This is a genomic window from Parasynechococcus marenigrum WH 8102 (assembly GCF_000195975.1).
Taxonomy (GTDB): Bacteria; Cyanobacteriota; Cyanobacteriia; order PCC-6307; family Cyanobiaceae; genus Parasynechococcus; species Parasynechococcus marisnigri.
This window is the reverse complement of the sequence record NC_005070.1, coordinates 566,691-578,448: the sequence shown is the minus strand read 5'-3', so window position 1 is coordinate 578,448 and position 11,758 is coordinate 566,691. Positions and strand designations below refer to the sequence as shown.

At 63.4% G+C, this 11,758-nt stretch carries 13 protein-coding genes, 1 tRNA gene and 2 pseudogenes; 7 read left to right on the top strand and 9 right to left on the bottom strand.

Annotation, left to right across the window (positions count from 1 at the left end):
* Window positions 1-8 precede the first annotated feature (8 nt).
* Window positions 9-572: pseudogene (locus TX72_RS14660) on the top strand (low-complexity tail membrane protein); the annotation flags it as partial.
* A gap of 168 nt (window positions 573-740) precedes the next feature.
* On the opposite strand, the gene TX72_RS14105 reads toward TX72_RS14660, so the two are convergent.
* Window positions 741-932 carry a photosystem II assembly family protein gene (locus tag TX72_RS14105; RefSeq protein WP_353616583.1) on the bottom strand — a complete coding sequence of 64 codons (192 nt, stop codon included), beginning with the start codon at window positions 930-932 and terminating at the stop codon, window positions 741-743.
* Between the two features lie 139 nt (window positions 933-1,071).
* On the opposite strand from TX72_RS14105, the gene TX72_RS02905 reads away from it, so the two are divergent.
* A tRNA-Thr gene (locus TX72_RS02905) sits at window positions 1,072-1,144 on the top strand.
* A gap of 186 nt (window positions 1,145-1,330) precedes the next feature.
* On the opposite strand, the gene TX72_RS14655 is transcribed toward TX72_RS02905, so the two are convergent.
* From TX72_RS14655 to TX72_RS02895, 3 genes are all read right to left on the bottom strand, one after another.
* Window positions 1,331-1,834, bottom strand: a complete 504-nt coding sequence (locus tag TX72_RS14655; protein WP_011127462.1) for a hypothetical protein — start codon at window positions 1,832-1,834, stop codon at window positions 1,331-1,333.
* Between the two features lie 78 nt (window positions 1,835-1,912).
* Window positions 1,913-2,401: a hypothetical protein gene (locus TX72_RS14650; protein ID WP_011127461.1), complete on the bottom strand. Its 489-nt coding sequence runs from the start codon at window positions 2,399-2,401 to the stop codon at window positions 1,913-1,915.
* Window positions 2,398-3,300 (bottom strand): hypothetical protein, encoded by a 903-nt coding sequence (locus tag TX72_RS02895; RefSeq protein WP_011127460.1) that lies wholly within the window; start codon window positions 3,298-3,300, stop codon window positions 2,398-2,400. The genes TX72_RS14650 and TX72_RS02895 overlap by 4 nt, the downstream gene beginning before the upstream one ends.
* Before the next feature lie 98 nt (window positions 3,301-3,398).
* Between TX72_RS02895 and TX72_RS14820 the strand changes: the two genes are divergently transcribed.
* From TX72_RS14820 to TX72_RS02880, 4 genes are read left to right on the top strand one after another with little or no spacing between them, the layout of a single operon-like run.
* Window positions 3,399-3,521, top strand: a complete 123-nt coding sequence (locus tag TX72_RS14820; RefSeq protein WP_263969716.1) for a hypothetical protein — start codon at window positions 3,399-3,401, stop codon at window positions 3,519-3,521.
* Window positions 3,518-4,210 carry a succinate dehydrogenase cytochrome b subunit gene (locus TX72_RS02890; RefSeq protein WP_011127459.1) on the top strand — a complete coding sequence of 231 codons (693 nt, stop codon included), beginning with the start codon at window positions 3,518-3,520 and terminating at the stop codon, window positions 4,208-4,210. Before TX72_RS14820 ends, TX72_RS02890 begins: the two co-directional genes overlap by 4 nt.
* Window positions 4,207-6,123 carry a fumarate reductase/succinate dehydrogenase flavoprotein subunit gene (locus TX72_RS02885; RefSeq protein WP_011127458.1) on the top strand — a complete coding sequence of 639 codons (1,917 nt, stop codon included), beginning with the start codon at window positions 4,207-4,209 and terminating at the stop codon, window positions 6,121-6,123. Before TX72_RS02890 ends, TX72_RS02885 begins: the two co-directional genes overlap by 4 nt.
* Window positions 6,120-6,848, top strand: a complete 729-nt coding sequence (locus TX72_RS02880) for a succinate dehydrogenase/fumarate reductase iron-sulfur subunit (protein ID WP_011127457.1) — start codon at window positions 6,120-6,122, stop codon at window positions 6,846-6,848. The genes TX72_RS02885 and TX72_RS02880 overlap by 4 nt, the downstream gene beginning before the upstream one ends.
* Window positions 6,849-6,866: 18 nt before the next feature.
* On the opposite strand, the gene TX72_RS02875 is transcribed toward TX72_RS02880, so the two are convergent.
* The 5 genes from TX72_RS02875 to TX72_RS02855 all read right to left on the bottom strand — a co-directional run bounded on the left by TX72_RS02875 (window position 6,867) and on the right by TX72_RS02855 (window position 9,623).
* Entirely contained in the window at window positions 6,867-7,181 is a 315-nt protein-coding gene (locus TX72_RS02875; RefSeq protein ID WP_225867729.1) for a hypothetical protein, read from the bottom strand.
* A 191-nt stretch (window positions 7,182-7,372) separates the two neighbouring features.
* The gene (locus tag TX72_RS02870; protein WP_042503048.1) at window positions 7,373-7,561 is read right to left on the bottom strand and encodes a hypothetical protein; all 189 of its coding nucleotides are present in this window, start codon (window positions 7,559-7,561) and stop codon (window positions 7,373-7,375) included.
* 66 nt (window positions 7,562-7,627) lie between these two features.
* Window positions 7,628-8,509 carry a tRNA glutamyl-Q(34) synthetase GluQRS gene (gene gluQRS, locus TX72_RS02865; RefSeq protein WP_011127455.1) on the bottom strand — a complete coding sequence of 294 codons (882 nt, stop codon included), beginning with the start codon at window positions 8,507-8,509 and terminating at the stop codon, window positions 7,628-7,630.
* A 50-nt stretch (window positions 8,510-8,559) separates the two neighbouring features.
* Complete coding sequence (locus TX72_RS02860) at window positions 8,560-8,835, bottom strand: HU family DNA-binding protein (RefSeq protein ID WP_011127454.1); 276 nt, start codon at window positions 8,833-8,835, stop codon at window positions 8,560-8,562.
* A gap of 131 nt (window positions 8,836-8,966) precedes the next feature.
* Window positions 8,967-9,623 carry an MBL fold metallo-hydrolase gene (locus TX72_RS02855; protein WP_011127453.1) on the bottom strand — a complete coding sequence of 219 codons (657 nt, stop codon included), beginning with the start codon at window positions 9,621-9,623 and terminating at the stop codon, window positions 8,967-8,969.
* 53 nt (window positions 9,624-9,676) lie between these two features.
* Between TX72_RS02855 and TX72_RS02850 the strand changes: the two are divergent.
* Window positions 9,677-11,756: pseudogene (locus TX72_RS02850) on the top strand (glycogen debranching protein).
* Window positions 11,757-11,758 lie beyond the last annotated feature (2 nt).

Here is an 11,758-nt window from a genome sequence, read left to right as displayed (position 1 = left end):
GTTCCGCCGTGCAATCCCACCGCGAACCCCTGCTTTGGCTTCAGTGCCTGGCCATCGGCGTGATCCCCCTGGAATTGCTGCAGATCCGCCTCCTTTTGGCAGGGGCGGATCCAGGCCCTGTGCCGATCGTGGAGCGTCTGCTGATCTGGGGAGTCGGCGTTGTGGCGCCTGCTATCGCGCTGTGGAAACGTCCGGCGGACTGGGGATCCCTGCTGCTGCTGCGCCTTCCATTGGCATCTCGCAGCAGCGATCAGCTGAGGCTCAGCGCCTCCGAGAGCCAATGGGGAAGCCGCTCAGCGCTGGTGGGTTGCACTGTTCTGCTGCTACCGCTGCTGTGGTGGCTGGATGAATCTGCAGGGATGATCCACGAATTCTCGCCTTTGCAGGACAGCTCACGACTGGTGAGCTTGCTGCTGACGGCGCCACTGTTGGCCTTACTAGTCTGGCAGATCCAGCAACTGGTGCAGGCGGTGCTCCTGCTGGTCCAAGCACCACAGAACGACTCCGCCGCTGAACCGTGGAGCCTTGATCAGCTTCGGCAGGAACGCACCAGCTTTGGCCTTCAGGTCCTGCGATTCGCCCCCCTGACCTGGCCGGAGCCAGTGGAACCGACCCCCTCGCCCACTCCGGAACCAACCAACGAAACGGAACCGGAGCCAACCAACGCGCCGGATCAGGAACCAACTTCCGATCTCCCGGAAGACACAGCATCCATCGACTTAACAACGAGCGATGACGACTCAGCCGTCGCCTCCGCCCTGATCGACATCGACATCACGGCTGCGGTCGAACCAGAGCAGACTGCTGAAGAGGAGGAGAGCACCCCCCTGGATCCCGAAGTCGGAGATCTCGACGCTGTCGCCAGCGGAGGCACGGAAGAGCATGGTGAACAGTCCCAGGCCTGCGGAAGCGAACAACGCGAACCAGACCAAACGCCGGAGTCCCCGCCAGGGGGTGCGTGATTCACGAATCAAACGGTCCCGCAACGCCGGGTCCAATTCTTTCCGTGATGTTGGGTTCTCGTCCAAAACGGCGGCAATGCACAGTCTCAAATGTTAAATTGCTTTTACCGCCGATGTAGCTCAGCCGGTAGAGCAACGCTTTCGTAAAGCGTGGGTCGCCTGTTCAAGTCAGGTCATCGGCTTCTAACAAACAAGGGCAACTATCAGCCCTGGCTTAATAACTTTATATCGTATTTACCCGTGAATTCCACCATCTTTGACAACTTAAGACCCGACGACTTGCATGGCCAGAAAAACATATTTACCTGATTACCTAACACAAAAATATTGAAATTCAATCAATTACGGGAATCAGATTCACATCCGTTTCAAGAACAAAGAGCTTTCAACTTTTGCGCAGCACACAACTGCTCTCCGGTCTCGATCTCCCCGTTCAACAGCTCAGGCCAGGGCACGATCCAATGGCGACTGTCCACCGCGGAAAGAACATCAGCCGCCACCGGATTGGCCAGAACGATCACACGGCGATTCTTGAGCACGAGCGTGCGGCGCAACCAGGGGCTGAAAATCAGCTCTTCCACTAACCGCTGATAGGAGCCATCAGCAATCGCCCGTTCAAACCCCGTTTGGATCGCATCCGCCAGCAGTTGATTGTTAGGGCTGACATAAAAGAAGCCGGCGAAGGGATAAGCAAGCAGCAGATGTGGATCCAGGGCAGTGTCCGATGTCGATGACGCCATCAGCTGCGCCTCCCGCTCCAACTCTGCAATGCCCCTAGGGAACAACTGCACCCGTTGGTGATCCACCAGACGGAACAGATCTTCCGAGCGTGCGGTGAAGGTGCGCAGGCCCGCCGCATCAAAAATGTCCACATCACTCCAGCCCAGCCCCTGGAGCAGAACGATGTCCTCGAGATCCTGCCGGGTTCGGATCGTGGCCAGTCGCGCGATCTAACTCCGATGGGTCCAACCGCTGCGCAGGCCGAGGATGCCTCCGGTGACGGGAATGGGCACCGGTCGCAGACGCCGGTTCAGATCCACGCCAGCCCCGTAGACCCCAACGCTCAAGGCAAAGGGATTGCGGCTGGAGCTGGCGACGTCTTGTTCCAATGCCGCAACGGCTTCATCCTGTGCGATCACCACTTCGCTGAGCCCAAGGGCGAACGGACGACCACTGCTCTTGAGCATCAGCTCCAGCAGTCGATATTTGAAATCGTTGTGGTCCTCGCCTGGCGAACGATCCAAGACCACCGCGAGGGTTCCCGCAGGCAAAGATCGCACTTCGGTTGCAGTGAGAATGGATTGATCGTCGATCTTGAGCCGACGTTCACTCAGACGCGGTAGAATCAACAATGCGCCCACCAGAGCAATGACAATGGTGAGTCCGGACGTCAACAATGTCCAGTAATCGGATGGGTGGGGCGCATTCGTTTGCGTCATGGAATGATCCACCAGATCCCCAGCAAGGTCATCGCCACATAACTAGGCAGCAACAGCACCCGCAGCCCCTTGGCAAACCTGGTACTAATCAGACTGAGTTGATTGTCGATCAATTCATCAGCAGCAACGACATAAAGAATCCCCAGAAAAATGATCAATTGCAGATTGCCGATGAAGCCCGTCATCGCCGTCACCGGAAGATTGCCGGCAATGAACACGTAGTTACCGCCGGCGGACACCACCGCCGCGAGGATCAGATCATCCCGGCTACGGGTGATCAGCAGACTCATGCAGCAAAGGCCGATCGCCAATAGGTAACCCAGGAAATCGGGCGCGACGAACAGCAGGCTGCGTCGCTGGATCGGCAGGTCAAACGACACGGTGGGTTGCCGACGTACAGCGACACCGTCGGCGAGAGGACGGCCCAGATCATTCATCAGACTGATGCTGGAGGCATAACCCGTCGGATCCTTCAGGGTCCAACCCGGCAGCAGCAGGCTGGGAGTCACGCTGAAGGGCTGCTTGGGCACCACATCCAGATTCACCGGCTGCAGAGGATCATCCAGACCGATCTGAACGTGGAGGAGCTGGTCGTCGAAGGGATAGCGCTGCAGGCGCCAGCGCTTCACCACCGGTGAACGCACCTTGTAGAGGCTCCAGCTGTGACCATCCGTCTGATCCCGGCGGATCCGTTCAAAGCGCTGAATATCTCCGTTGTAGATGCCGTTGAGGACGCGCAACTGATCACTGGGGTTCTGATCCTGGTCCCCATGCCACATGGTCCAAAGCAGCAGTTCGATGGAGAACTGGTCATCCATCAGGTCGATGTCGCTGATGTTGGTGATGTAGGCACCCACCTGCTGCAGCGGCTCAGCTGGAGCAGTCGGCGCAGCCTTCAAAGTGCCCCAGTCAATTGCCGCAGGAGCATCGGAACGTCAGGCCACGGGGGGTGGCGCCTGCGACGGCTGCCCCAACCCCAGGGCCAGCGTGAGGGCAAATGCTGCGGCAACCAGGGCAATCCACCAACGATGGCGATGCGGCACAACGGGCACGAGCTGCGGCGACTCTGCTCTCAACCCACCATGACAACGCCGTTGAGGAATCACAACGGCTGCCGTGATCAGGGAGCATGGATCGATTCACGGACGTGTCGAGCCTGCTTTGGTCACCATCCCTGCAGCCACGGTCCCTGCAGCCCTTGTCCGCTTGGGTGCCGCCTTCAGTGGATTGCTGCTGGTGCTGTTCGTGCTGGTGCATCTGATTGGCCTGCTCCCCGCGGTGCTGGCACCTGAGCAGTTCGAGGCCTACGCCACAGCCCTGCACAGCAGCCCATGGCTGCCTGTGGTGGAGAGCGGCCTGCTGCTGATGGCCGTCGTTCACATCAGCCTCACCCTGGTCAAGGCCATGGCCAACCGCAGAGCGGGCAACACCGCGACTCTCCGAAGTCGTCGCCAATCCCCCCTGGCAGCCCTGGCTAGCCGCAGCACGGTGGTGGCCGGACTGGTGACCCTGGGTTTTCTGGTGATGCACCTGCGCCAGCTGCGCTGGCCCCGCCCCGCAGCTGGCGACGAAGCCGCCACGTTGATCCAGGTGCTGCAACAGCCGTGGAACGCTGTCCTCTATGCCGCTGCGGCAGTGGCCCTGGCCCTGCATCTGCTGCACGGCGCCGAAGCCGCCCACCGCAGCCTCGGCTGGCTGACACCCGCCAACAGCAGCGCCCTGCGCGCGGGAGCAGGCGTTCTCGCCGCCCTGATCGGCGGCGGTTTCCTGATGATCAGTGTGCTGCTGGCCCTTAGAGGTGTCGCATGAGCGGCTTGCCAGACCCGCGCATTCCTGCCGGCCCGATCGCCGATGCCTGGCAGCGCACCAAGGAGTGGCTGCCCTTGATCAGCCCCCTGCGCAAAGGCCAGATCGATGTGCTGGTGGTGGGCACCGGCCTGGCGGGTGCCTCTGCCGCCGCCACCCTGGCCCAGCAGGGCTACCGGGTGACGGTGCTGAACTTCCACGACAGCCCGCGGCGGGCCCATTCGGTGGCGGCCCAGGGCGGCATCAATGCGGCGCGATCGTTGGCCGTGGATGGCGACAGCGTCAGCCGCCTGTTCACCGACACGCTCAAGGGAGGTGACTTCAGAGCCCGGGAAAGCGGCTGCCAGCGGCTGGCGGAAATCAGCAGCGGCATCATTGATCAATGCGTGGCCCAGGGCGTGCCCTTCGCCCGGGAATACGGCGGCAGCCTGGCCACCCGCAGTTTCGGCGGCGCCCTGGTGAGCCGTACCTTCTACGCCCGCGGCCAGACCGGTCAGCAGTTGCTCTATGGCGCTTACCAGGCGTTGATGCGTCAGGTGGAGCTTGGCCGGGTCCGAATGCTCACCCGCCGTGATGTGCTCGAGCTGATCACCGTTGATGGTGTCGCGCGGGGCGTGGTGGCCCGCCATCTGCTCAGCGGTGCGTTGGAAGTTCACACCGCCCGCACGGTACTGCTCTGCACCGGGGGCTACAGCAACGTCTACTTCCTCTCGACGAATGCGCTGAAATCCAACGCCAGCGCCATCTGGCGGGCCCACCGCAAGGGCGCCCTGTTCGCCAACCCCTGCTTCACCCAGATCCACCCCACCTGCATTCCCAGCGGTGATGCCTTCCAGAGCAAGCTGACGCTGATGAGCGAAAGCCTGCGCAACGACGGCCGCATCTGGCTGCCGCTCGAAACTGGCGACAAGCGGTCCGCCGAGGCCATCCCGGAACAGGAGCGCGACTATTTCCTGGAGCGGCTTTATCCCAGCTACGGCAACATGGCGCCACGGGATGTGGCCTCCCGCCGGGCGCGGGAGCTGTGCAATGCAGGGCGGGGCGTTGGCCCCGGTGGCCGCTCGGTGTATCTGGATCTCACCGATGCGATCAAGACGGAAGGCCGCGAGGCCATCGCTGCCCGCTACGGCAACTTGATGACGATGTACGAGCGGATCAGCGGCGACGATCCCTACCGCAAACCGATGCGGATTTACCCCGCCCCCCATTACACGATGGGCGGCCTGTGGGTGGACTACCAGTTGATGAGCTCGATCCCGGGGTTGTTCGTGCTGGGGGAGGCGAACTACTCCGAACACGGCGCCAACCGCCTGGGGGCCAGTGCGTTGATGCAGGGATTGGCCGACGGGTATTTCATAGCCCCGTCCACGGTGACCGCCTGGCTGGCTGGCAACGCGGCCCCGGACGTCACACCTGATAATCCAGCCTGCTGCGAAGCCCTGGAGAGCACCCGCCGTCGGATCGAGACGATGCTGGCCAGTGGAGGCACAACTCCCGTGGACAGCTTCCACCGGGAACTTGGGGCCGTGATGATCGATCGCTGCGGCATCAGCCGCGATGCCGAAGGTCTCCGGGACGGACTCAGCCAGGTGGAGGCCTTGGAGAAGCGCTTCCACGGTGAAGTGCGGGTGCCGGGAGAAGCGGCAGGGCCCAACGCGGAACTGGAGAAAGCGCTGCGGGTGAGTGATTTCTTCGGGTTGGCACAGCTGATGCTGCGCGATGCCCTGGCGCGAGAGGAATCTTGCGGTGCCCACTTCCGTGAGGAGCACCAGAGCCCGGAGGGTGAAGCCCGGCGTGATGACGTCAACTTCGCCCACATCGCAGCCTGGGAACACCAGGATGGTGCGGAGCCGATCCGCCACAGCGAAACGTTGCAGTTCACCGCCCTGCAACCGAGCACCCGCAGCTACCGATGAAGATCACCCTGCGCATCTGGCGCCAAGCCGCCGCAGACCAGCCCGGCCGGTACGAGCGCCATGCACTTGCCGATGTTTCGCCGGAGGTGTCGTTGCTGGAGGCCCTCGATCAACTGAACGAGCAGCTGATCAGCGCCGGGAAACGACCGGTGAGCTTTGAGCACGATTGCCGGGAGGGCATATGCGGCAGTTGCGGCTTCCTCGTGAACGGCCAGGCCCATGGCCCCCGTCGTGCCACGTCGGTGTGTCAGCTCTATCTGCGGGAGTTCAGCGATGGCGCGGAACTGACGCTTGAGCCATGGCGGGCCAAGGCCTTCCCTGCCATTCAGGATCTGATGGTGGAGCGCTCCTCGTTGGACCGCTTGATTGCCGCCGGTGGCTATTGCTCCACCGGCACCGGCCAGGCCCCGGATGGCAATGCCCTGCCGGTAGGACGCGACCAGGCCACCAGCGCCTTCAGCACCGCGACCTGCATCGGCTGCGGAGCCTGTGTGGCGAGCTGCAGGAATGCGTCCGCCAGCCTGTTCGTGGCGGCCAAATTGGCGCACCTCGGTCAGTTACCCCAGGGCCAGCCGGAACGGGCTTCGCGCGCCAGGGCGATGCAGGATCAGATGGTGGCCGAAGGCTTCGGCAACTGCAGCAGCAATCTGGAATGTGAAGCCGTTTGTCCGCAGGAGATCTCAGCGGACTGGATCAGCTGGATGCACCGGGAGCGGCGGGGCTGAGCGTCGTCATCAACGTGCTCACAACCCAACACATCCGCGGCCGGCAGCACTGAGATCGGCCAGGGCTCGCTCTCCGCGCCCATGGCCCAGCTGCTGGAGAATCACATCGGCCTGCAGAGCCAGCAGCAGGGTCTGACAGGGATAGGCCTCGATGTCCGCCGCTCGGCGCTGAAGCTGCTCCGTTTGATCCAGCGCCCGTTCGCAGGCGGCTGGCAGCCTGCCTTGCAGGCAGAGGCGGGCTTCAGCCTGCACAGAGGCCAGGCCGACAGCCTGAACTTCGCCAGCGCCGCTGAGAACAATCAGAGATGCAACGACTGTGACGGGTCGTGCCATCACGAAACCAGGAGGCGGTTTGCTGTGATGATGACTCAACTTTGACCCTGAGCTCAGCCGTGTACACCGACTGGACCGCGATCGCTCTGCTGCTGTTCACCGCCGTGCCGCTGGTCGTTGTTGTCGGCACGGCGACCTTCTTCGTGGTGCGCAACAAGCAGAAGGCCCCGCTGGGCTGAACGCGGCTCTGGTCAGGACTGCTGACGGACCAGACCACTCAACGGCGTCACGGTCATGTCCGAAGTGGACAGCTGATTCATGGGAGCCGCCTGGATCGCAGGACTGAGCTGACCCTGCCCGAGGCAGGCCAGACAAGTACGGAAACGCTGGCCGGACACGCGTTGAATCCCGCTGCCTCCGCAAATGGTGCAGGTGCTCATAACCGGTGCGCTGGATCGTTGAAATGAGTGTGAGGCTAATTGAGCCGAACGATCCCGAAGCCTTCCTTAAGAATGACCAGCACGGATCCCTTTCTGAGTCAAGTCCTCCAGTAATTCGATCGCCGAGAGCCTGGCCCCAGGCGGCCCATAACCCAGACCAGAGGCCAGAAGACCAACCACTGCAGGGGCATCCAGACCCAGCTCACGCAAGGCCATCAGTCCGCTGCTGGCTTCACGTTTCGACAGCTTCCTTCCCTCGGCGTCACAACGCAACGGACCGTGGTGAAAGCGGGGGGGTTGCTGCTGCAGGGCCCGATACACACTCCGCTGAGCGGGCAAGGCCTCGCGCAGGTCCTCACCGCGCACTACATCAGTGATGCCCAGGGCCAGTTCATCGATCACGGTGGCCAACTGGTAAGCGATGAACCCGTCGGCACGGCGCACCACCACATCACCGCTGCCATCTGGATCACGGCTGGGAACCCGCAACCGCCAGCTCGGCAACCGGCGATCACGCCACCCCCAGCCAGCGCCGCCATCACGGCAGGTGCCGGGGTAACGCGCCAGACCTGCCAGCTCCCGTCGTGAGCAACGGCAGGGGAACAGGGCGCCGCTGCGGCGGAACCAGGAGAGCCAGGAGGCATAAAGCCCACGGCGGCAGCTCTGCAGAATCGGCTCCCCGTCCCAGTCGAGCCCGAGCCAGTGCAGATCGGCCTGGATCGCCTCAACGGCACCGGGCCGGTTGCGGGGGGTGTCGAGATCATCGATGCGCAACAGCCAGACACCACCGGCCTGGCGCGCCTGCAACCAGGACAACAGGGCGGTCTGGAGATTGCCGAGATGCAAGGCGCCCGTCGGCGAGGGGGCGTAGCGACCGCGGTAGGTGCCGTCGGCTCGCCAGCGCTGGCCACGTTCCAGCTCCAGCAACAGATGATCCGGAACGGGCATGAAAAAGGCGGCCCCTGGACCGCCCATTCGATCAGAGAATCGTTGTTGGATCAGCCCTGCACGCGGTCCTTGAACATCTTGCCGGCGGTGAAGGCGGGCACGCGCTTGGCGGGAATGGCGATCTTTTCGCCGGTCTTGGGGTTCAGACCCTGACGGGCGGAACGCTCGCGGGGCTCGAAGGAGCCGAAACCAAGGATCGATACCTTTTTGCCTTCAACAACCGAATCGATGATGGTTTCGATTGCGGCGTCGACAACCATGGAGACGTCGGTCTTGGTGAGCTCGGTGCGAGCAGCCACCAGATTCACCAGGTCAGCTTTGTTCATTGGAGAGGAAGATTCGGGAGGCGGAGACGGCGCTGAAACGGCGTTCGGTCCCGCCGCTGCCTTCCCCAAGCGCGCCAATCGTATGGAGGCTGACGGGGTGCTGCAAGCGACAAGTCCTGTGCCGCAATGCTTTAGCTGGATTGCACCGCTTCCGACCAGCCACTGAAGGGCACCAGACGCTCCCCCCGCAGTGCCCCGAGACCCGCGCCAGATGCCAGTTGGGGGAATGCATCTGAAGGAATCCAACCGCGAACCCGCCGCAGACTTTCGAGTTGGCGTGGCCAGTGAAATGTGCGGCCATGGCGCAGGGGCCCGAGCCGTCCAGGACCCAGCGGCGTCAGCAAACGCCCGCAGAACAACAGATCCGCATGGGGTGCATGCACCACGCAGCTGCCGGGAGTGGGGCCCGCTGTCCAGAGCAAGCGCAGGCCACTGCTGGTGATGTGCTCGTCGGCAAAGGTGTGCAGCGGCGCAACGTTGGGCAGCAGATAGGCCTCCTGCTCCTGCACCAGCACCGGCCAGCCGAAACGCTCCTGCAGACGCCGCAGGCGACCGTGGCCCTCCCGGCTGGTGAGCAGGATGCGCGGTGTGCGGGACCCCGCCAGGTCGCGCAAAGCCTTCAGCGTTGCTTCAGTGAGTAGCGGGCAATCGATCAGCACCGGCTCCGGCGTTGCCTCCAGCCACCAGGCGCTGCCGCCCTGGCAGTCGCGATTGGGGGGGAACAACCAGAGATCGTCCCGCAGCTGCTGGGGAGGCCGACCGGGCTCCAAAGCCGTGGTCATTGTCATGACGTTCAGCGCCGGACCAAACCACTAGTTTGAAGGCGCCATGCCCTTTGGCCTTGAGCGGCATCCACCCCGGCACGCCCTGGCCCCTGGGCAGCAGCATCACACCCCGGGGGGTGAACTTCTCGGTAGCGGCACCGGCAGCCGACCGGATCGAGCTGCTGATCTTCAAACGGGCATCAGCATCGACACCAGAGCGGGTGATCGAATTGGATGCCCGCCGCCACCGCTCCGGCGATTACTGGCATGTGGAGCTGGAAGGCGTTGGCGAGGGCTGCTGCTACGGCTACCGGGTGTTCGGGCCCCTGGCACCCGGGGGCCACGGCTTTCAACCGGCGAAGGTGCTGGTCGACCCCGCCGCCCGCGCCATCAGCGGCTGGGACGTCTACGACCGGGTGTTGGCCACCGGGCCAACCCCGAACGCCCATGCCTGCCTCAAGGCGGTGGTGACCGAGCGGGAGCTCTTTGATTTTCAACGCCATCCAAGGCCCCGCCACAGCTGGCAGCGCTCAGTGATTTATGAGCTGCATGTGGGCGGCTTCACCGGCCGAGACGATTCCGGCGTCTCCCCGGAGCAGCGGGGTACCTACCTGGGGCTGATCGACAAGCTGCCTTATTTGAAGGAGCTCGGCATCACGGCGATCGAACTGCTGCCGGTGTTCTGCTTCGACCCTGCCGATGCCCCGCCCGGTCGCGACAACGTGTGGGGCTACAGCCCGCTGAGCTGGTTCACCCCCCACCACGGCTACGGCTGTGGCGATGATCCACTGCAACTGCGCCATCAAGTGCGTCAGCTTGTAGCCGCCTGCCATGACGCCAACATCGAAGTGTTGCTGGATGTGGTCTACAACCACACCACGGAGGGCACCCGGCTGGGTCCAACCCTGAGCTGGCGCGGCTTTGCCGATCGCACTTATTACCACCAAACCAGCAGTGGCGACTATCTGGATGTGAGCGGCTGCGGCAACTCCATCGCCGCCAACCAACCGATCAGCACGCAATTAATTCTTGAGTCGATGCGCTGCTGGGCGCTGGAGCTCGGGGTGGATGGCTTCCGCTTCGATCTGGGCATCGCCCTCAGCCGCGGCAACCAGCTCAAACCACTGGATCAGCCACCACTGTTTCGGGCGATCGAAGCCGACCCGCAACTCAGCGATCTCAAGCTGGTGAGCGAGCCCTGGGATTGCGGCGGCCTGTACCGGCTGGAGGACTTCCCGGCCCAGCGCATCGGAACCTGGAATGGGCACTTCCGCGATGGCTTGCGCCGCTTCTGGAAGGGTGATGAGCACAGCACCTGGACGCTGGCCCAGCGGTTCAAGGGCAGTCCGGATTTGTACAACGACAAACCGGTGGCCTTGGGACGCTCGGTGAACCTGATCACCGCCCACGACGGCTTCACCCTGGCGGATCTGGTGGCCTACAACCGCAAACACAACCTGGCCAACGGCGAGGACAACCGCGATGGCGAAAACCACAACAACAGCTGGAACCACGGCGTGGAAGGTCCAACGACCGACCCGCAGGTGCTGGCGCTGCGGCGCCGCCAGCAACGCAACCTGCTGAGCACCCTGCTGCTGGCCCGCGGCGTGCCGATGCTGCTGATGGGCGATGAGGTGGGCCGCAGCCAGGGGGGCAACAACAACAGCTGGTGCCAGGACAGCCCCCTCAGCTGGATGGTCTGGAACGACGACCACTGCGATCTGGAGCTGAAACTGTTTCTGCAGCGGTTGCTGAAGCTGCGGCAGGCCCTGCCGCAACTGTTCAATCCGCTGGTGCCGCCACCGGAAACCAGCCGCAAGCAACCCCAGAACCCCCACAGACCTGTGGCGGCAATGGCACGGCGTGGAACTGAGCAAGCCGGACTGGGCAGCCTGGAGCCGCACCACCGCCACCAGCCTGCACATGGGCAGCCGCGGCGCCCTGTTGTGGATGGGCTTCAACGCCTACAACGAGCCGCTCAACTTCGAGCTGCCGGTGCCGGCATCCCCCTGGATGCAGTTGATCGATACCTCCCTGCCCGCCGGGGAGGACCTGCCGGCGCAAGCGGTGCCGTACGACGCCGTGGACATTCCCCTGGCCAGCCGCAGCCTGGTGCTGCTGCTGGCCCGAGAAGTGGCGTCAGGCCTGAAGCTCTGAGG